Consider the following 17,543-nt stretch of genomic DNA (forward strand, 5'->3'; position numbering starts at 1 on the left):
GGCGCCGCACCGGCTTCGCTAGTGCGACATCAGTGTCGGGACCGTCATGGCTTCCAGCATGGCGCGAGTGACGCCGCCGAGGAAACGTTCCTGCCAGCGGGAATGGCCGTACCCGCCCATCACCAGCAAGCCAATGTTTTCGTCGGCCGCCAGCGACAGGATGGTCGGTTGAATGTCGGCGCGCGCGGCTGACAGGCCGGCCGTGCGGGTCGAGAGCCCGCGTAGGCCGAGATGGCGGGCCAGATGGCTTGCAGAGACCTCGTCGGGAACGGCATCGGCTTCGTTGATCGTGATGATCACGATCTCCTCGGCGCGGGCCAGGAACGGAGCTGCGTCGCGCATCGCCCGGGCGGCGAGGCGACTGCCGTCCCAGCAGATGCCGATCCGGTTCGCCTTGAAGGTCCCGCGGAAGGTATAGGGCAGGAACAGCACCGGGCCGCCCGACTGGAACAGGATCTCGCCGGGCACGTCGTTGTCGAACGAGCCTTGCGCCGGATCCGGCTGGAGCACGATGCTGAGGTCGTGGAGCCGCGCCATCTCGCCAAGTGCGACGGCTGCGTCCACCGGGATCGCGCCGAGCGGGTGGCAGGTGCAGGAAATGCCGGCGTTCGCCGCTTCGCTCCTGAACACCGCGAGCGCCGCCTCGGCCCGCTCCAGGGCACGCTCGCGCTCCAGCTCGAACACGGCCGCTACGGCGGCGCCACCCTCCAAGACGTAAGCCGCGCTGCCCGCGACATAGCCGGCGGCGACCGCGTCGACGTGGGCGTTGAGCTTGGCCGCGAGCGAGATGGACCCGTCGATCAGGGCGCGCATCGGGCGCTCGGTCGGGATGTGGACGAGAATGTCTTTGTACATTGCGCGCCTCCTGTGGGGATCATCCGGTGGCTCAGTTTTTCATCGGCCGGAGAACCCGCGTTGAGCTGTATCAAACAACCAGCCGCGATTTGGGCGGGCTGCCGGCCCCAGCTCCTTTGCCAAGATTTAATCGGACGGACGGGACGCCGTAAGGTGACGACGTCCATGTTGGGTGCAAGGCGACTTACCCAACATGGACATTTCGACATGAACGATCGCGTCAATTCCGACACCACCACGTCCCGCACGATCTTGAAGCCGCGCCGGCTTGCGCTGCTCGGCACGGTGGCCGCGCTTGGCGTGGCCGTGCTGGCTGCGTCTCCCGGCTCTTCGCCGCTTGGTATGGCCTCCTTCGTCGCGCCGGCTCAGGCCGCCGAGAGCGCCGCAACGCCGCCGGGCTTCGGCGATCTCGTCAGCAAGGTCAAACCCGCCGTCATCTCGGTACGGGTCAAAATCGACCAGGACAACGACAAGAGCGCGATGCTGCAGCAGAACCGGATGGATTCGGACGAGGATTCGCCGTTCGACCAGTTCTCGCGGCAGTTCGGCTTCCGTGGCCCGGGTGGTATGAACGGCATGCCGCGCCAGCGCCACCAGATGATCACGGGCGAAGGCTCCGGCTTCTTCATCTCCGCCGACGGCTATGCCGTGACCAACAACCACGTCGTCGATCACGCTGAATCGGTGCAGGTGACGATGGATGACGGCACGGTCTACACCGCGAAGGTAGTCGGCACCGATCCGAAGACCGATCTCGCGCTGATCAAGGTCGATGGCAAGAAGGACTTCCCGTTCGTCAAATTCTCCGACCAGAAGCCGCGCATCGGCGACTGGGTGGTCGCGGTCGGCAATCCCTTCGGCCTCGGCGGCACCGTCACCGCGGGCATCGTCTCGGCCAACGGTCGCGACATCGGCAACGGTCCCTATGACGACTTCATCCAGATCGATGCGCCGATCAACAAGGGCAATTCCGGCGGTCCGGCGTTCGACATGAACGGCAACGTGATCGGCGTGAACACCGCGATCTTCTCGCCCTCCGGCGGTTCGGTCGGTATCGGCTTCGACATTCCGGCGTCGACCGCGAAGCTCGTCATCGCGCAGCTGAAGGACAAGGGCTCGGTCACCCGCGGCTGGCTCGGCGTGCAGGTGCAGCCGGTGAGCGCCGAGATCGCCGACAGTCTCGGCCTCAAGGAGGCACGCGGCGCGATCGTGGACAATCCGCAGGACGGTAGCCCCGCGGCGAAGGCCGGCATCGAGGCGGGCGACGTCATCACCGCCGTCAACGGCACCGCGATCAAGGACTCCCGCGATCTCGCCCGCACCATCGCCACCCTGGCGCCGGGCACGTCGGTGAAGCTCGACGTCTTCCACAAAGGCGCGAACAAGACGGTGACGCTCGCCCTTGGCGAGTTGCCGAACGAGCGGCAGGCCAAGGCCGGCGACGGCAAGGCGCAGCCGAACACCGGCACGCCGCGCCTCGGTCTCAGCCTGGCGCCGGCCGGTGACGTGCAGGGCGCGGGCCAGAAGGGCGTCGTCGTCACCGAGGTCGATCCGCAGGGACCCGCCGCGCAGCGCGGCATCCAGACCGGCGACGTCATCCTCAATGTCGGCGGCAAGGCCGTCGCCAATGTCGGCGACGTCCGCTCGGAGCTGGCGCAAGCCAAATCGTCCGGCAAGAGCAGCGTGCTGTTGCAGGTGAAGGGCGCGGAAGCGACGCGGTTCGTCGCGGTGCCGCTGGCATAAGCCCACGCTTTCTGCGGCAAACTCAAAAGGCGGCCCCCCGGGCCGCCTTTTTCGTGCGTGCGCTGGAGATACCCACAGGCTTCCGATAACATTCTCGTTAACGGCAGCAACGGTGACGGGTTCGTCCGAAAAAGCCGCGTTCGCTCGTCACAGTTCTGACTCGCGTGTTGCGCCTTGGCGGCGATGACGACGCCGGGGCGAAATTTGCTAGAGTGGAACTTCGAACGCCCGGCCTTCTTGTGGAACCGGTGGTTCGCATTTGATCGGTGCCGACATGGATCGATTGAAGCTCTCGCTGAGGCGTGCGTTGCTCGTGGCGCCAATTGTGCTGCTGACGACTGGAAGCGCCTTGGGGCGCGACGACGGCCGCTACGCCAATTCACCCCTAAAACCCTGGTTCGACAGTTTGCGCAGCCATCTCGGGCCGTGCTGCTCGGATGCGGATGGCTTTGCTGTGTCGGATCCCGATTGGGAATCGCACGACGGGCACTATCGCGTGCGGCTCGACGGGCAGTGGGTGGACGTGCCCGATGAGGCCGTCATCACCGAGCCAAACCGGGCTGGCCACACCATGGTGTGGCCCGTGAAGACCGCGTTCGGGATTTCGATCCGCTGCTTCATGCCGGGCAGCATGATCTGACGCGGTGTCACCGCTTGCTGGATTTGCGCTTCGAAGCCTTCTTCGGAGCTTTTCGGGACGTCTTCTTGGAGGTCTTCGTGGAGGTCTTCTTGGTCGTTGTCCGCTTCGACGCCTTCTTCGGGACCTTCTTGCCCTTCTTGCGCGCCTTCGACAGTCCGATCGCGATGGCCTGCTTGCGGTTCTTCACGCGTCCGCCGCGACCACCGCGGCCGCTCTTCGCGGTGCCCTTCTTGTAGCGCCGCATTTCGCTTTCGACATCGCTGCCGGCGCTGCGTGAGTAGCGGCGCTTCTTTGCCTTGCGTGCCATCAACTCTCTCCCTTGGCCCGGGGAAAGAACCGCATCACTGACCCAACGTTCCAAATGCGCCGGCGGCGCTCCTCAGAAGGAGTTCGCCAGCTCGATCTCGTCTTCCAGCGCTCGGATGCGGCGCGCAGCCTCGGTGAAGGACAGAGCCCGATCGTATTGAGTGGGCTGATAGGCTTCCTCGCTCAGACGCTTCAGCTTCAGCCCCTGCGCTCTCGTCATCTGCTCCGCGAGGAAAACCCTGGCGTCATATTTACCCTGAACCTGCATCTGGCCTCTCCGTTCCGAAATCGTGACTTGACTATATGTTCTTATTTTGTTCTAACAAGCCATGGACAACAGAATTAATGAAATTCGACGCAAAATCAGCGCCTTGAGGCTCGAAATGGCCAACATCGAGGTGTCCGTGCGCGACCTCGTCAATCGCGATCGTGACTGCACAGAAAAGGCCCTGGCGCAGATGGATCTGCGCCGGAAAATCAACCTGCTGATCGGCGAATGGAAGGCTGCCGGTGGCGGCGATGTTCTGCCCGACGTCCGCGACCGGGTACGCCTACGTCCCGCGACGACATCCGGCAGTCCCCTGCGCGTGGTCGCGCGGCGCTGAAAATTTTGGGAGCGTGCGGTGGAAGAAGACCCGGACACGTACCGGATTCTAAAGCTGCGCGCCGAAATTCTCGAACTCGGCTCCGCCATCCGGCAATTGCAGCGCGAGGGTCTCGACGATGCCGCAGCCCAGCTCCTGATCGCACGCAAGCGTGCGCAGCTCGAGCATCTCGTGAAGGCGAATGCCACGGGACGGCCGCTTTAGCATCCCCTACATCCGACCGGCCGCGGTGAGCTGACGCGCACGCCGACGATGTGGCGGCCAGAAGGATTTCCAATGAGCTCCAAAGCGAAGGCCCCGCGTTGCCGCGAGGCCTTTTGTTTGGCGGCCAGAGCTCACTTGGTGTTGGTCATGCCGCCCTTGTTGTTCGTCATGGTGCCGCCCTGGTCGGAGCCGGGGCCAGAACCACCTTGACCGGAGGGATCAGCGCCCTTGGAGGATTTGGTGTTGGCGCCTGTGGTCTGCGACGACGACATCGACGATCCCTGCTTGGCCTTGTGCGACTTGGCCTGCGCGGCGAACGGGGCGGCGGCGAGGCCGGTTGCCAGCATTACGGTGAGAGCGAGCTTGGTGGTTTTCATGCGCGGGAACTCCCTGAGTTAAATTGACGCAGGCAGCCAACCGCCGTTTGCCGCAGGAGTTCCGACGAAAGCGCCCGGGGCGCTTCACGCAGGCTTCAAAATTCCTTGTCCTCGGCAAGGATGAACACGAGGCCCGTGAGCGTCGCGCCGATCGCGAATGTCGTGACCAGTGTGGTGACGAAGACGACAGCGGCCGAATAGCCGCCGTGGTTCAGCAAATTCGCAACCGCCGGATTGAACAGGACGAGGGCGAGACCGAAGACAAGGCCGAGGGCTGCGCCCATCATCGCATGCGTCATCAGCTTGATGACGCCGGTCGGAGAGATGAGGCTCGGCGACTTTTTCGCGGGCATGGAACAGCCTCACGGTGTGGCATAGAACGCGCGCGCCGATTGCGGGTTCCATTCTCATGAAGATATTGTCATTCCCCGCTTCATCCGACGTTCATGCCGGTCTTGCGAAGATGAAAGCCAACAACACGGGAACATCCGATATGGGTAAGGTCGTCTTTCTCTATCGCTCCTTGGCCTATCGCAACGCCGCCGCGGACATGCTGCGGAAGGCGCGCAAGCTGCCGCGCGGTGTCGAGCGGAGCGCAGCCCGCCGATACGCGCGGGCACTGCGCGACCTCTCGCAAACCGAAGCCTGGCTCGAAGGACGTGTCGCTGACGAGCCTCAGCCGATGCAGCGTATGAGGGTCGCGGCGCGCTAGAGCTTGACGCGTTTTCTTCACGCGAACCGGAGTCTACTTCGCTCGGAAACGCGCTAGCCTGAAGCCCGCTGAAGGGCTTCGGAGGGAGCCGCCTCGAACTTGCTCGCGGGCGCTGCCGCCTTCCGCGTCAGCGGCACCTCAAGGCGGCACAACAGGCCTTCGGCACGCCAGTCAAATTCCGCCTGTCCGCCGAGTTGCGATTCGACACTGGCAAGCAGACTTCGCGTGCCAAAGCCGCGGGATTTCGGTGTCCTGACCAGCGGACCACCCGTTTCATCCCAGGTCAGTGTGAGGTGGTCGTCCTCGACTTGCCAGCCGATCGCCAGCCGTCCTGACCGCGCCGACAGCGCGCCATACTTCGCCGAGTTCGTGAAAAGCTCATGCAGCGCCAGCGCCAGTGTTTGCGCCGTCGCGGGCATCAGCTGAACCTCCGGACCCGCCAACTTGATCTGGCCGCCGAGCGAATAGGGTGCGAGCTCCTCGTCGATCAGCTTGGACAATTCGGCGCCCTGCCAGCTCGACAGCGACAGGATCGTGTGCACGCGCGCCAGCGCATTGATGCGCCCTTCCACCGCATTGACGTAGTCCTTGACTTCATCGGCACGGGTGAGCCGCACGATCGACTGCGCCAGCGCCAGCGCGTTCTTGGCGCGATGATCGACCTCGCGCGCCAGCAGATTTTGCCGCTCTTCCGCGCGCTTGCGTTCGGTGATGTCGACGGTGACGCCGCTCACGCGCACCACGCGGCCGCCCTGGTCGACCGTCGCGGCTGCCGTGCCGACGCACCAGCGCACCTCGCCATCGGGCCGGTTGACGCGAAACTCGCCTTCATAGGCGTGCGCGCCGGTATTGAACGCGGCAATCGCCTGGCCGAACTGGTCGACGTCGTCGGGATGCAGCAGCGCCTGGATGTTGGCTGAGGTGACGTTGAAGGTCTCCGGCGTCACGCCGAAGATGCGGTATTGGCCTTCGTCCCACATCCAGTCGCCGTTGACCCAGTCCCAATCCCAGGACCCCATCTTGCCGGCGGCGATCGCCATGCTGCGCCGCTCTTCGCTCTCGCGCAGCTTTGCGGTGGAGTTCTCCAGCTCGGCCGTGCGGGCACGCACGCGATCCTCCAGATCCTGGTTCAGCCGTTCGAGTTCGCGCGTCTTGCGATAGAGCTCGGCGAACACCTTGACCTTGGCGCGCAGCACCTCCGGCACGACCGGCACCGGCACGTAATCGACCGCGCCCATCTCGTAGCCGCGCAGGCGGTCGATGTCGCTGACCTGGATTGCCGAGATGAAGATCATCGCGGTCTTCTGGAATCGCGGATGCTCGCGGATCATCGCGGCCAGCTCGAAGCCGTCGAGCTCGGGCATGCAGACGTCGACCAGGATCACCGCGACCTCGGTCTTGAGCAGGACCTCCAGCGCCTCGCGTCCCGACGAGGCGATCACGAGGTTCTCGCCGAGATCCTTCAAAATCACCTCATAGGCGAGCAGCTTGGCGGGCTGGTCGTCGACGAGGAGGATGTTGACCTTTTCGTGGTCCATTCGCGGATCCAAACTCAGCGGTGCAGCCACATGCGGATCGCAAGCAGCAATTGATCGGTGTTGACGGGTTTGGCGAGGTAGTCGGACGCGCCGGCTTCCAGGCATTTTTCACGGTCGCCCTTCATCGCCTTGGCGGTCAGCGCGATGATCGGAAGGCGGGCGAAGGCCGGATTTTCACGAATGACGCCGATGGTCTGATAGCCATCCATCTGCGGCATCATGATGTCCATCAGCACGATGGCGATCTCGGGATTGGATTCGACCAGTGTCACCGCCTCGCGGCCTGTCGTGGCCGTCAGCACTTTCATGCCGCGCCGTTCCAGCACACTCGACAGCGCAAAGATGTTGCGGGCGTCGTCGTCAACGAGCAGGGCGGTCTTGCCGATCAAATCCTCGTCGGAACTGTTCAGCTTCTCCAGCATGCGCTGCTTCTCGACCGGAAGTTCCGTGATCACGCGATGCAGGAACAAGGCGGTTTCATCGAGCAGGCGTTCCGGCGACTCCACGCCTTTGACCACGATGCTGCGCGCCATCGTGTGGAGTTCCGCATCCTCCTCCGCCGACAGCTCGCGGCCGGTGAAGACCACGACGGGGACGTTCGACAGCACTTCGTCGTTGCGGATCTGGTCCAGCACCTCGAAGCCGGTCATGTCGGGCAGCCTGAGGTCGAGCACCACGCAATCGCAAGGAGCCTCGCGCAACGTCGAGAGCGCGCCGGCGCCGGTATCCGTCGTCACGATCTCGATGTCGTCGTGATGCAGCAGCTCGCGGATCGAGAGCTGCTCGGCCTCGTTGTCCTCGACGATCAGGAGCCGCTTGCGCCTGGGACGCGCATATTCCTTGATCTGCGTCAGCGCGGCTGAGACGCCCTCGGTCGTGGTCGGCTTGTTGACGAACGAGAAGGCGCCGCGGGCCAGCGCATGCTGCCGGTCCTCGTCGAGCGTGATGATCTGCACGGGGATGTGGCGGGTCAGCGGATTGTGCTTGAGCTGGCTCAGCACGGTCCAGCCCAGCATATCCGGCAGGAACACGTCGAGCGAAACGGCCCGCGGCTGGTATTGCTTGGCAAGCTCCAGCGCCTCCGCGCCGCGTGCGGCGACCAGAACTTTGAAGCCCTTGTCGCGGGCGAGATCGACCAGCACGCGCGCATAGTGCGGATCGTCCTCGACGATGAGCAGGATGGTGTCGCCGGGCTCGAGATTGAGCCTGTCGTCGGCAATTTGCTCGATGACGCGCTGCTGCTCGGGCGCGGCGGCTTGCAACGCCGGTGGCTGACTGTACTGCTGCGGCGCGGGCGCACGCGGCGCGAGCGTCGGGCCGGAATATTTCAGCGGCAGGTAGAGCGTGAAGGACGAGCCCTTGCCCGGCGCGCTGCGCAGGTGGATTTCGCCGCCGAGCAGGCTCGCGAGCTCGCGGCTGATGGCAAGCCCGAGGCCGGTGCCGCCATATTTGCGGCTGGTGCCGGCGTCTGCCTGCTGGAAAGCCTCGAAGATCAGCTTCTGCTTCTCCAGGGGGATGCCGATGCCGGTGTCCGACACCTCGAACGCGATCACGGCCGGCGCGGAATTCAGCACCGGGTGATCCGTGCCCCAGCCGCCGACCGCGGCGGCGACCTTCAGGCGGACTTCGCCCTCGGCGGTGAACTTGAAGGCGTTGGAAAGCAGGTTCTTGAGGACCTGCTGCAGGCGCTTGGAGTCGGTGACGATGCTGCGTGCGAGGTTCGGGTCGACGTCGATCTTGAACGACAGGTCGCGGTTCTCGGCCTCGTGCCGGAACGGCCGCCCGACGGTCTCGAGCAAGTTCGCGGTCAGAATCTCCTCGGCGTCGACCGTCACCGTGCCGGATTCGATCTTGGAGAGATCGAGAATGTCGCTGATGAGGTTGAGCAGGTCGGTGCCGGCGCCATGGATGGTGCGGGCGAATTCGACCTGCTTGGCCGAGAGGTTGCCGTCCGGATTGTCGGTGAGCTGCTGGCCGAGGATCAGGATCGAGTTCAGCGGCGTGCGCAGCTCGTGGCTCATATTGGCGAGGAATTCGGACTTGTACTTCGAGGTCAGCGCGAGCTCGGTCGCCTTTTCCTCCAGCGCGCGGCGGGCCTGCTCGATCTCCTGGTTCTTGCGCTCGACTTCGACGTTGCGCTCGGCGAGCTGCTGCGCCTTCTGTTCGAGCTGGTCGTTGGTCTGCTGCAACTCGCGCTGCTGGGTCTGGAGCTCGCCGGCAAGCTGCTGCGACTGCTTGAGCAGGCCTTCGGTCTGCATCGTCGCCTCGATCGAATTGAGCACGATGCCGATGGAGTCGGTGAGCTGCTCCAGGAACGTCATCTGCGACGTCGTGAACGAGGTGAGCGAGGCGAGCTCGATCACCGCCTTGACCTGGCCTTCGAACAGCACCGGCAGCACCACGAGGTTCTTCGGCGCGACGCGGAACAGCGCCGAGTTGATCGGCACCACGTCGGGTGGAATGTCGGCGATGACGCGCGGCCGTCTGTCGAGGGCGCATTGGCCGATCAGGCCGTCGCCGAGCGGCAGCACGCGCTGATAGGGATAGACGCCGTCGCCGGCATAGGAGGCGAGCAGCAGAAGCTGCGGACTATCCTCGTTCTCGACCTGGTAGATCACGCCGGTATGGGCGTTCACAAGCGGCGACAGTTCGGTCAGCAGCAGCCGGCCGACGGTGGCGAGGTCACGCTGGCCCTGGAGCATGTTGGTGAATTTCGCAAGGTTGGTCTTCAGCCAGTCCTGCTCGGTGTTCACGTCCGTCGTGAGACGGAGGTTCGTGATCATCGTGTTGATGTTGTCTTTCAGCTCGGCGAGTTCGCCGCGGGCATCGACCTGGATCGACGGCGTCAAATCGCCCTTGGTCACTGCTGTCGCCACTTCCGCGATTGCGCGCACCTGCGAGGTGAGGTTTGCCGCCAGCAGGTTCACGTTGCCGGTGAGGTCCTTCCAGGTGCCGGCCGCGCCTGGCACGTCGGCCTGACCGCCGAGACGGCCCTCGACGCCGACTTCACGCGCCACCGAGGACACCTGGTCGGCGAAGGTCGCGAGCGTCTCGGTCATGTTGTTGATGGTGTCGGCAAGGGCCGCGACCTCACCCTTCGATTTCACCGTGAGGTTCTGCTTGAGGTCGCCGTTGGCGACCGCGGTCACGACCTTGACGATGCCGCGGACCTGCTCGGTCAGGTTCGCCGCCATGAAGTTGACGGTGTCGGTCAGGTCCTTCCAGGTGCCGGCGACGCCGGGCACCTGCGCCTGGCCGCCGAGCTCGCCTTCGGTGCCGACCTCGCGGGCGACGCGGGTGACTTCGCCGGCAAAGGCGTTGAGCTGGTCCACCATGGTGTTGATGGTGTTCTTCAGCTCGAGGATTTCGCCCTTCACGTCCACGGTGATCTTGCGGGACAAGTCGCCGCGCGCGACGGCGGTCGTGACTTCGGCGATGTTGCGGACTTGGGTGGTCAGGTTCGCGGCCAGCAGGTTGACGTTGTCGGTGAGATCCTTCCAGGTGCCGCCGACGCCGGGCACGACGGCCTGACCGCCGAGCCGGCCCTCGGTGCCGACCTCGCGCGCCACGCGCGTCACTTCGGCGGCGAAGGAGCGGAGCTGCTCCACCATCGTGTTCAAGGTATCCTTGAGCAGAAGGATCTCGCCGCGGACGTCCACCGTGATCTTCTTGGAGAGGTCGCCGCCGGCGATCGCGGTCGCGACCTCGGCGATGTTGCGGACCTGGGCCGTCAGGTTGGACGCCATGAAGTTGACGTTGTCGGTCAGGTCCTTCCAGGTGCCGGCCACGCCGGGCACTTCGGCCTGGCCGCCGAGCTTGCCTTCGGTGCCGACCTCGCGCGCCACGCGCGTGACTTCACCGGCGAAGCCGTTGAGCTGGTCCACCATGGTGTTGATGGTGTTCTTGAGCTCGAGGATTTCGCCCTTCACGTCCACGGTGATCTTGCGGGACAGGTCGCCGCGCGCCACGGCGGTGGTGACCTCGGCGATGTTGCGGACCTGCGCGGTGAGGTTGCCCGCCATCGAGTTCACGCTGTCGGTGAGGTCCTTCCAGGTGCCGGCGACGCCGGGCACGTTGGCCTGACCGCCGAGGCGGCCTTCGGTGCCGACCTCGCGCGCCACGCGCGTCACTTCGCCCGCGAAGCGGTTGAGCTGGTCGACCATCGTGTTCAGCGTGTCCTTGAGCTGAAGGATCTCGCCGTGCACGTCCACCGTGATCTTGCGCGAGAGATCGCCGCCGGCGATGGCGGTTGCGACCTCGGCGATGTTGCGGACCTGGGCGGTGAGGTTGCCCGCCATCGAGTTCACGTTGTCGGTGAGGTCTTTCCAGGTGCCGGCAACGCCCGTCACCTGCGCCTGACCACCGAGCTTGCCTTCGGTGCCGACCTCGCGCGCCACGCGGGTGACCTCGCCGGCGAAGGCGTTGAGCTGGTCGACCATGGTGTTGAGCGTTTCCTTCAGCTGAAGGATCTCGCCCGACACGTTGACGGTGATCTTCTTGGACAGGTCGCCCTTGGCGACCGCGGTCGCGACCTCGGCGATGTTGCGGACCTGGCCGGTGAGGTTCGAGGCCATCGAGTTGACGCTGTCGGTCAAGTCCTTCCAGGTGCCGGCGACGCCGCGCACCTGGGCCTGGCCGCCGAGCTTGCCTTCGGTGCCGACCTCGCGCGCCACGCGTGTGACTTCGCCGGCGAAGGCATTGAGCTGGTCCACCATGGTGTTGATGGTGTCCTTCAGCTCCAGGATTTCGCCGCGCACGTCCACCGTGATCTTCTTCGACAGGTCGCCGCCGGCGACCGCCGTCGTCACCTCGGCGATGTTGCGGACCTGCGCGGTCAGGTTCGACGCCATCGAGTTGACGCTTTCGGTGAGGTCCTTCCAGGTGCCGGCGACGCCGAGCACGTTGGCCTGGCCGCCGAGCCGGCCCTCGGTGCCGACCTCGCGCGCCACGCGCGTCACTTCGCCGGCGAAGGCGTTGAGCTGGTCGACCATGGTGTTGAGCGTTTCCTTCAGCTGAAGGATCTCGCCCGAGACGTTCACGGTGATCTTCTTCGACAAGTCGCCGCCGGCGATGGCGGTCGCGACGTCGGCGATGTTGCGGACCTGCGCGGTCAGGTTCGACGCCATGAAGTTGACGTTGTCGGTGAGGTCCTTCCAGGTGCCGGCCACACCGGGCACTTGGGCTTGGCCACCGAGCTTGCCTTCGGTGCCGACCTCGCGCGCGACGCGCGTCACTTCGGACGCGAAGGAGTTGAGCTGGTCCACCATGGTGTTGATGGTGTCCTTCAGCTCCAGGATCTCGCCGCGCACGTCCACGGTGATTTTTCGCGACAGGTCGCCGCGCGCCACGGCGGTCGTCACGTTGGCGATGTTGCGGACCTGTGCGGTAAGGTTGCCGCACATCGCGTTCACGGAGTCGGTGAGGTCCTTCCATGTGCCGGCGACACCGGGCACGATCGCCTGTCCGCCGAGCTTGCCGTCGGTGCCGACCTCGCGCGCCACGCGCGTCACTTCGGAGGCGAAGGAGCGGAGCTGGTCCACCATCGTATTGATGGCTTCCTTGAGCTGAAGGATCTCGCCGCGAACGTCGACGGTGATCTTCTTGGACAAGTCGCCGTTGGCGACCGCGATCGTCACCTCGGCGATGTTGCGAACCTGGTTGGTCAGGTTGTTCGCCATCGAGTTGACGCTCTCGGTCAGATCCTTCCAGACGCCGGTCACCTCCGGCACCTGGGCCTGGCCGCCGAGCTTGCCTTCGGTGCCGACCTCGCGCGCCACGCGCGTCACCTCGGAGGTGAACACGCCGAGCTGCTTGATCATGGTGTTGACGATGGTCGCCGACTGCAGGAATTCGCCGCGGAGCGGACGACCATCGACGTCCAGCTTGACGGTCTGGAGCAGGTCGCCTTGCGCCACCGCCGCGACCGCGCGCGTCACTTCGCGCGTCGGCCACAGGAGGTCGTCGATCAGCGTGTTGACGGAGCCTTCCATGTCGGCCCAGGAGCCGCTGGCGAGGCTGAACTTCACGCGCTGGCGGGTCTTGCCCTCGCGCCCCACGACCTGACCGACCAGCTCCAGCTGCTGCGCCATGCGCTGGTTGGCGGCGATGATTTCATTAAAAGTGTCGGCGATCTTGCCGTCGATACCGAGATAGTCCCCGCTCATCCGCACCGAAAAATCGCCGCTGCGCATGGCCTGCAAGGCAAGTAGCAATTCCGGCCGAGAATCCGGGTCCGACATATCGTTGGTTTTTGGCTTTGGGCCGCGACGACCGGAGCGTGATGCAGTTCCGGGATCGAGGTCGCTCATACTGATTCCCCCGCAGCGTCGGCCGAATCCAAGGCGTGACGCGATTGTCAAAATAGAGCGTCAGCCAAATTCGAAATCAAGCGCCAAGGTTTTGACGCTAGGAATTGGAACCTGCCATGCTCAGCCCGGCAAAAGTAACGACCACGATTGCCAATGGTTCCATCCGGTTCAGAAAAAGCCGCTCCGAGCGCCGGCCTTTGGGCCAGCACCAGGGTTCTTCACCGTCCCAGGAACGGAGGATCAGTCCCGAGGTTAGCCCGCAACCCCAGGGAGATCGCATATGAGAGCCGGATTGGCCGTCCTTATCCTCACATTCTTTGCCGCCGGATCGGCGCTGGCACAAACCGGCGCTCCCAGCGGACGCGGGGCTGTGACCGGCGACCCCGCCGCAAGCTCCGCCACGCCACGCGCGGATCCGCAGACCACGGGGACCGCATCCAGATCGAACCCGAGCGGCAGCGGCACCTCGACCTCGGGCGGCAGGGACGACAACGGCGATGCCGGCCGGGACAAGATGCCCGAGAGCAATCGCACGGTGCGGCCGGAGAGCCAGCAGCATCATCCGGAAGACAAATAGAGCTGCTATTTGTCCGCCATGGTGCGCGCCGCATCCTTCACCTGCGAGCGCAGCATCGGCAATTGCTCGCGCGCAAAGGTGGCGAGCGCAGGATTGTCGGGCGCTTTCAGATAGCGCTCGAGCAGGCTGATGGCGGATTCATATTCGGGGATTTGCGCGGCATAGAAGCTTCTGACGTAAGTTGGTCCGTCGGCATTTTCGGGCTCGGCGAGGCTTGCGCTCACTGACGTCGTCTTGCCGGCATGCGGCTCCGCACCGATTGCGTCCTGAATCTGCTTCAGGGCCTTGTCGCGCTTGCTCGCCTCTTCGGCGCGCAGGGCCGCGAGATTTTTCACCTCCGCATTGCCTTTCAGGTCGGTGCTTTCCAGCAGGCCCTGCTGGAAACGGCTGAAGGTGTAGAGACCGGTGATGACATCGGTTGCGGTCGGCACGCGGTCGCCAGCCGTTCGCTCACCAGTGCTGTCGGCGAACGCCGAGGTGCTGATGAACGCAACGATGATCGCGACGAGAATCCTCATGACTCTCCAATGACCGATGACGTGCGAAGTTCCCTTGCGTTACGATCCGGTAAGGGCGGTTGCAGGGCGGGAGTTCCGTCCCCAGATCTTCTCCATGAAACAGTCTGACCTTTTCAGGGATAACGCCGAGAACTGCCTGCAGCTCGCCGAGCGCGCGGAAGGGCAGCCCGCCCACAATCGCTATTTGCGCATGGCGAATGCCTGGACCGCATTGGCGAAAGAGCAGGACTGGCTCGACGGCGAAATCCCGCCTGTAACGGTCCGCGTCCTCCAAACGCAGGATGCGTGAGCGTTCCCGTTTTCGCAGATCTGCGTGTGAGACAGCTCACGGAATGCAAGCGACCAATTCAGGATCATCCACGAACAGTCGATCGCGTCGATATTTGATTCCAGAAGGAGGTTTTGCGATGGCTCCACGTCTGGCTCTTCTTTCACTCATTTTCGCCTTTGGCGTCTCGGTTGCGTTCGCGACGGTGACGACAGTGCGGCAGGTGCATCTCGAGAAGGCATCGGCTGCGGTCCACGCTGTGCATAGTTAGCGCTGCGGGCCTCTCGCGCTGGAACATTCGTTGTGCCGGCGCGTAACCGCTTCGAGACATCAGCAGAAGCGAGAGGATATCATGGCGCATTCCGACCACGGCATCGTCAAGGACAAGCGCGCCGAGGAGCAGCCGCGCGACAAGCAACGCGCGCAGACCGTGCACAAGACGGATCCAAAGGGTTCGTCGTCGCGCGAAGCGACGCGCGATCCCAAGCTGAACGACAACAGCAAGACGCCGGGCTCCGGCATGACGCCGGATGATTCCGGCGCTGCGCCGAGCGGGTAAAGCGCGCTCGGCGGTAGACGATTTCTCGCGAGGAACGAATCCTCGCGCGACGAGTCGACAGGATGCTTCCGGCTGTCATGCCCCCGGTGCGCTGGAAGCAATCTCCAAGGACGGCCCTGGCACCTACCGTGCCGGGGCCGTTTGCTTATGGATGGCCGCTATGGATCAGTTTCGTTACCGCTGTCAGGATCGCGCTGGGTGTGTCCGTCAGGGCCGCGGCCCAATACGCCGTAGTTGCTCGATTTGACGCCGGCTTGCGCGTCCACGCCCACGGCCGCCAGTCCGAACTTGAGAAGTTCGCGGACCGCGGCGGCCCGTGTCGGCATGCGATGTTTGAACCGGAAATCGTCAACAGCAGCCAGCTCGTCCGGTGAGAGCATGACCTGAAGGCGCTCGGCGCGAAGGTCTTTCATGGTTGAGCACTCAGATTGTGCAAGTTGAGTAGATTACTCAATGATCTAACTCACCGGGAGTTCCACAAGAGTCCACAAAATCACCAAATGAGTAAAAACATACAATAAAATCAATAGGTTATATTGAAACCACTCTTTCGATCGCGCATTCTCTTGGGGAGGGAGAGAGGCCATGACCGAGGAAGTCAGGTTACCCCGCAAGCTTTCCGAAGAGCCCGAGGCGCCCAAGCCGGTGCGTCCGAGTCATCAGAAGGTCATCGATCAAGTCGAGCGCTGGGCCAACAGCCCCGGGCTGCAACCACCGAGGACGGAAGATGCGAAGACGATCTGAGCCGCATACATTCGAACAACGTCTCGAGGCAGAGAAACTGCGGCTCGAGCATGAGCTGTCGGGCCTGCCGGACGGACAGCGGCGCAATTCTGTTCTGGCGCGCATCGATCAGCTTCAGACCGCTGCCGCGATGCACGAGTTCCTGATGTTACGGGAGGCCGCGGCCCCACACTGACCGCGCCTCGCGTCCGCGCTCCCTGCGGCGTGCGGTGACGCGAAGCTTCCGCCTCAGCCACCATGCCGACACCGAAACCAAGACCCAGGCCACAATGGCGGTGGCGAACGCGCCGACGACGCTTGCCGATACCACGACATAGAACGCGGCCGCGAACGCTGCGAGGCCGATGCTCCCAAGGCCGGCGCCCGCTGCGTCCAGCGCTGCTGCCTGCTGCCCGCGTCTGCGTCCGCTGAAACCCGCCTTCTCCCTGGTGCGGCGCTCATGGCTTTCGATCAGTGTTGCGCTCGCGCAGAGGATGACGGGGAGCGCGAGGAAGAGTCCGCCGACCGAGACGCCGAAGCGCGCGCCCATGACGCCCGCGAACACTGTCGCGAGGCCTCCGAGCAGGAAGCGAACGCCGTATTCATACCAGCGCGTTCGCTTGAGCGCCGAGGGTGACAGCTTGATCAGCATCAGGCGGCACCTCCAAGTTCGGTCCCTCCAAGACCGGAACCTCCGAGAGCCGCGAGCAGGCCGAAGGCGACTGCAAGCCATACGGCAAAAGCGATGATGGTGGCGGGCAGCGCCGCGAGCCGAAATCTCATCAGAAGACGGCAGACGGCGAGGCTGTAGCAGGCGAGGGCGACCGCGCCGTAGATCATGGTCCAGCTTTCGGCCGCAACGTATTGCGGGCCGTGCTGAACGACCGCGATACCGAGCGTGGCGAGCGCGACCGATGGCGCGGCGCCGAAGAGGCCGCCAAAACTCTTGGGCTTGAGCATGTCACCGAGGATTGCGAAGGCGGATACGATCACGCCGCCGGCGATGAAGCGCAGAACGTATTCGGTCATGGTCGCCTCCGCCGCTCCGCGGGCTTGCAGTTCCGCCTTGCCAGCGCGCACGGCCTCAGCAGCCGCTCGACCGCCACGCCAAGGGCGAAGCCTGCGACGACGTCGCTGGCCCAGTGCGCGAGCAATGCCACGCGCGTCAGCGACAGAGCCGCCGCTATGGACCGCACGAGACGGCGCCGGGCAGGTGGCAGCAAGCCGGCCGCGGATGCCAGCGCGCCCATGTGCACGGCATGGCCCGACGGGAAGGCGTCGCGCGGCCGCCCGGAGAAAGGGATGCCGCGACGATGGCCTCGCACGGTCAGCCGGTCGGGCCTGACCTGGTCAAAGGCGGATTTCAAGATATGGGGCAATAACGCTGTCGCCAACGACACCGCCAGGATGTGGTCAGCGGCGCGGCGCTCTTGCCGAGGTCGAAGCCGGGTGTAGAGCCAACCCGCAGCGGCGAGGGCGAGGAGCACATGCTCGTCCGCGCCCCAGGTCAGCGCTTCGGCGGTCTGCTCCAGCTCCGGGTTGGTATGATCCGCGATCTCGTCCGCGATCGCGATGTCGATCCGTGTTGGTTTGACTGTTACAAGCGCCAT

General features: G+C 64.5%; 21 protein-coding genes. 9 read left to right on the forward strand and 12 right to left on the reverse strand.

Features of this window, described 5'->3' with window-relative positions; all coding sequences use genetic code 11:
- Positions 1-18 precede the first annotated feature (18 nt).
- On the reverse strand, positions 19-855 hold the full coding sequence (locus tag NLM15_RS11010; RefSeq protein ID WP_254116975.1) for a universal stress protein: 837 nt from the start codon (positions 853-855) through the stop codon (positions 19-21).
- A gap of 207 nt (positions 856-1,062) precedes the next feature.
- Here NLM15_RS11010 and NLM15_RS11015 point away from each other — a divergent pair, with 207 nt between their 5' ends.
- Positions 1,063-2,598 carry a Do family serine endopeptidase gene (locus NLM15_RS11015; RefSeq protein WP_254116976.1) on the forward strand — a complete coding sequence of 512 codons (1,536 nt, stop codon included), beginning with the start codon at positions 1,063-1,065 and terminating at the stop codon, positions 2,596-2,598.
- 274 nt (positions 2,599-2,872) lie between these two features.
- Positions 2,873-3,238, forward strand: coding sequence for a hypothetical protein (locus tag NLM15_RS11020; protein WP_254137089.1), 366 nt, complete (start codon positions 2,873-2,875; stop codon positions 3,236-3,238).
- Positions 3,239-3,245: 7 nt separating this feature from the next.
- On the opposite strand, the gene NLM15_RS11025 is transcribed toward NLM15_RS11020, so the two are convergent.
- Positions 3,246-3,545 (reverse strand): DUF6496 domain-containing protein, encoded by a 300-nt coding sequence (locus tag NLM15_RS11025; RefSeq protein ID WP_254116978.1) that lies wholly within the window; start codon positions 3,543-3,545, stop codon positions 3,246-3,248.
- Positions 3,546-3,617: 72 nt separating this feature from the next.
- The gene (locus NLM15_RS11030) at positions 3,618-3,812 is read right to left on the reverse strand and encodes a DUF3072 domain-containing protein (RefSeq protein ID WP_254116979.1); all 195 of its coding nucleotides are present in this window, start codon (positions 3,810-3,812) and stop codon (positions 3,618-3,620) included.
- 115 nt (positions 3,813-3,927) lie between these two features.
- Here NLM15_RS11030 and NLM15_RS11035 point away from each other — a divergent pair, with 115 nt between their 5' ends.
- Both NLM15_RS11035 and NLM15_RS11040 read left to right on the forward strand, forming a co-directional pair.
- The gene (locus NLM15_RS11035) at positions 3,928-4,149 is read left to right on the forward strand and encodes a hypothetical protein (RefSeq protein WP_254116980.1); all 222 of its coding nucleotides are present in this window, start codon (positions 3,928-3,930) and stop codon (positions 4,147-4,149) included.
- An 18-nt stretch (positions 4,150-4,167) separates the two neighbouring features.
- Positions 4,168-4,353, forward strand: coding sequence for a hypothetical protein (locus tag NLM15_RS11040; RefSeq protein WP_254116981.1), 186 nt, complete (start codon positions 4,168-4,170; stop codon positions 4,351-4,353).
- Between the two features lie 131 nt (positions 4,354-4,484).
- On the opposite strand, the gene NLM15_RS11045 is transcribed toward NLM15_RS11040, so the two are convergent.
- Positions 4,485-4,730 carry a hypothetical protein gene (locus NLM15_RS11045; RefSeq protein WP_254116982.1) on the reverse strand — a complete coding sequence of 82 codons (246 nt, stop codon included), beginning with the start codon at positions 4,728-4,730 and terminating at the stop codon, positions 4,485-4,487.
- A gap of 95 nt (positions 4,731-4,825) precedes the next feature.
- Positions 4,826-5,083 (reverse strand): hypothetical protein, encoded by a 258-nt coding sequence (locus NLM15_RS11050; RefSeq protein ID WP_254116983.1) that lies wholly within the window; start codon positions 5,081-5,083, stop codon positions 4,826-4,828.
- A 140-nt stretch (positions 5,084-5,223) separates the two neighbouring features.
- Between NLM15_RS11050 and NLM15_RS11055 the strand changes: the two genes are divergently transcribed.
- On the forward strand, positions 5,224-5,442 hold the full coding sequence (locus NLM15_RS11055) for a hypothetical protein (protein WP_254116984.1): 219 nt from the start codon (positions 5,224-5,226) through the stop codon (positions 5,440-5,442).
- Positions 5,443-5,495: 53 nt separating this feature from the next.
- Here the strand turns inward: NLM15_RS11055 and NLM15_RS11060 are convergent, their stop codons facing one another.
- Positions 5,496-6,980, reverse strand: a complete 1,485-nt coding sequence (locus tag NLM15_RS11060; RefSeq protein ID WP_254116985.1) for an HWE histidine kinase domain-containing protein — start codon at positions 6,978-6,980, stop codon at positions 5,496-5,498.
- 14 nt (positions 6,981-6,994) lie between these two features.
- On the reverse strand, positions 6,995-13,288 hold the full coding sequence (locus NLM15_RS11065; protein ID WP_254116986.1) for a HAMP domain-containing protein: 6,294 nt from the start codon (positions 13,286-13,288) through the stop codon (positions 6,995-6,997).
- A 280-nt stretch (positions 13,289-13,568) separates the two neighbouring features.
- On the opposite strand from NLM15_RS11065, the gene NLM15_RS11070 reads away from it, so the two are divergent.
- A complete protein-coding gene (locus NLM15_RS11070) occupies positions 13,569-13,865 on the forward strand; it encodes a hypothetical protein (protein WP_254116987.1) in 297 nt (98 codons plus the stop codon).
- A gap of 5 nt (positions 13,866-13,870) precedes the next feature.
- On the opposite strand, the gene NLM15_RS11075 is transcribed toward NLM15_RS11070, so the two are convergent.
- Positions 13,871-14,383: a DUF4142 domain-containing protein gene (locus tag NLM15_RS11075; protein ID WP_254116988.1), complete on the reverse strand. Its 513-nt coding sequence runs from the start codon at positions 14,381-14,383 to the stop codon at positions 13,871-13,873.
- 94 nt (positions 14,384-14,477) lie between these two features.
- On the opposite strand from NLM15_RS11075, the gene NLM15_RS11080 reads away from it, so the two are divergent.
- Both NLM15_RS11080 and NLM15_RS11085 read left to right on the forward strand, forming a co-directional pair.
- Positions 14,478-14,672 carry a hypothetical protein gene (locus NLM15_RS11080; RefSeq protein ID WP_254124206.1) on the forward strand — a complete coding sequence of 65 codons (195 nt, stop codon included), beginning with the start codon at positions 14,478-14,480 and terminating at the stop codon, positions 14,670-14,672.
- A gap of 331 nt (positions 14,673-15,003) precedes the next feature.
- On the forward strand, positions 15,004-15,210 hold the full coding sequence (locus NLM15_RS11085) for a hypothetical protein (RefSeq protein ID WP_254116989.1): 207 nt from the start codon (positions 15,004-15,006) through the stop codon (positions 15,208-15,210).
- A gap of 158 nt (positions 15,211-15,368) precedes the next feature.
- Here the strand turns inward: NLM15_RS11085 and NLM15_RS11090 are convergent, their stop codons facing one another.
- Positions 15,369-15,623 carry a hypothetical protein gene (locus tag NLM15_RS11090; RefSeq protein ID WP_254116990.1) on the reverse strand — a complete coding sequence of 85 codons (255 nt, stop codon included), beginning with the start codon at positions 15,621-15,623 and terminating at the stop codon, positions 15,369-15,371.
- 172 nt (positions 15,624-15,795) lie between these two features.
- Between NLM15_RS11090 and NLM15_RS11095 the strand changes: the two genes are divergently transcribed.
- Positions 15,796-15,954: a hypothetical protein gene (locus NLM15_RS11095; protein WP_254116991.1), complete on the forward strand. Its 159-nt coding sequence runs from the start codon at positions 15,796-15,798 to the stop codon at positions 15,952-15,954.
- Between the two features lie 148 nt (positions 15,955-16,102).
- Here NLM15_RS11095 and NLM15_RS11100 read toward each other — a convergent pair whose 3' ends face one another.
- From NLM15_RS11100 to NLM15_RS11110, 3 genes are read right to left on the reverse strand one after another with little or no spacing between them, the layout of a single operon-like run.
- A complete protein-coding gene (locus NLM15_RS11100) occupies positions 16,103-16,585 on the reverse strand; it encodes a hypothetical protein (protein WP_254116992.1) in 483 nt (160 codons plus the stop codon).
- Positions 16,585-16,962, reverse strand: a complete 378-nt coding sequence (locus NLM15_RS11105) for a DUF3147 family protein (RefSeq protein ID WP_254116993.1) — start codon at positions 16,960-16,962, stop codon at positions 16,585-16,587. Before NLM15_RS11105 ends, NLM15_RS11100 begins: the two co-directional genes overlap by 1 nt.
- Positions 16,959-17,543: a phosphatase PAP2 family protein gene (locus tag NLM15_RS11110; protein ID WP_254116994.1), complete on the reverse strand. Its 585-nt coding sequence runs from the start codon at positions 17,541-17,543 to the stop codon at positions 16,959-16,961. The genes NLM15_RS11105 and NLM15_RS11110 overlap by 4 nt, the downstream gene beginning before the upstream one ends.

The sequence above is a fragment of the Bradyrhizobium sp. CCGB20 genome (assembly GCF_024199855.1).
In the GTDB taxonomy this organism is placed as follows: domain Bacteria; phylum Pseudomonadota; class Alphaproteobacteria; order Rhizobiales; family Xanthobacteraceae; genus Bradyrhizobium.

What these genes read in the sequence shown, in the direction of transcription:
- NLM15_RS11080 (WP_254124206.1), top strand. Translation starts at nt 14,478, where the DNA reads ATGAAACAGTCTGACCTTTTCAGGGATAACGCCGAGAACTGCCTGCAG.
- NLM15_RS11070 (WP_254116987.1), top strand. Translation starts at nt 13,569, where the DNA reads ATGAGAGCCGGATTGGCCGTCCTTATCCTCACATTCTTTGCCGCCGGA.
- NLM15_RS11065 (WP_254116986.1), bottom strand. Translation starts at nt 13,288, where the DNA reads ATGAGCGACCTCGATCCCGGAACTGCATCACGCTCCGGTCGTCGCGGC.
- NLM15_RS11035 (WP_254116980.1), top strand. Translation starts at nt 3,928, where the DNA reads ATGGCCAACATCGAGGTGTCCGTGCGCGACCTCGTCAATCGCGATCGT.
- NLM15_RS11010 (WP_254116975.1), bottom strand. Translation starts at nt 855, where the DNA reads ATGTACAAAGACATTCTCGTCCACATCCCGACCGAGCGCCCGATGCGC.
- NLM15_RS11020 (WP_254137089.1), top strand. Translation starts at nt 2,873, where the DNA reads ATGGATCGATTGAAGCTCTCGCTGAGGCGTGCGTTGCTCGTGGCGCCA.
- NLM15_RS11110 (WP_254116994.1), bottom strand. Translation starts at nt 17,543, where the DNA reads ATGGCGCTTGTAACAGTCAAACCAACACGGATCGACATCGCGATCGCG.
- NLM15_RS11015 (WP_254116976.1), top strand. Translation starts at nt 1,063, where the DNA reads ATGAACGATCGCGTCAATTCCGACACCACCACGTCCCGCACGATCTTG.
- NLM15_RS11045 (WP_254116982.1), bottom strand. Translation starts at nt 4,730, where the DNA reads ATGAAAACCACCAAGCTCGCTCTCACCGTAATGCTGGCAACCGGCCTC.
- NLM15_RS11025 (WP_254116978.1), bottom strand. Translation starts at nt 3,545, where the DNA reads ATGGCACGCAAGGCAAAGAAGCGCCGCTACTCACGCAGCGCCGGCAGC.
- NLM15_RS11050 (WP_254116983.1), bottom strand. Translation starts at nt 5,083, where the DNA reads ATGCCCGCGAAAAAGTCGCCGAGCCTCATCTCTCCGACCGGCGTCATC.
- NLM15_RS11100 (WP_254116992.1), bottom strand. Translation starts at nt 16,585, where the DNA reads ATGCTGATCAAGCTGTCACCCTCGGCGCTCAAGCGAACGCGCTGGTAT.
- NLM15_RS11105 (WP_254116993.1), bottom strand. Translation starts at nt 16,962, where the DNA reads ATGACCGAATACGTTCTGCGCTTCATCGCCGGCGGCGTGATCGTATCC.
- NLM15_RS11085 (WP_254116989.1), top strand. Translation starts at nt 15,004, where the DNA reads ATGGCGCATTCCGACCACGGCATCGTCAAGGACAAGCGCGCCGAGGAG.
- NLM15_RS11075 (WP_254116988.1), bottom strand. Translation starts at nt 14,383, where the DNA reads ATGAGGATTCTCGTCGCGATCATCGTTGCGTTCATCAGCACCTCGGCG.
- NLM15_RS11055 (WP_254116984.1), top strand. Translation starts at nt 5,224, where the DNA reads ATGGGTAAGGTCGTCTTTCTCTATCGCTCCTTGGCCTATCGCAACGCC.
- NLM15_RS11060 (WP_254116985.1), bottom strand. Translation starts at nt 6,980, where the DNA reads ATGGACCACGAAAAGGTCAACATCCTCCTCGTCGACGACCAGCCCGCC.
- NLM15_RS11095 (WP_254116991.1), top strand. Translation starts at nt 15,796, where the DNA reads ATGACCGAGGAAGTCAGGTTACCCCGCAAGCTTTCCGAAGAGCCCGAG.
- NLM15_RS11090 (WP_254116990.1), bottom strand. Translation starts at nt 15,623, where the DNA reads ATGAAAGACCTTCGCGCCGAGCGCCTTCAGGTCATGCTCTCACCGGAC.
- NLM15_RS11030 (WP_254116979.1), bottom strand. Translation starts at nt 3,812, where the DNA reads ATGCAGGTTCAGGGTAAATATGACGCCAGGGTTTTCCTCGCGGAGCAG.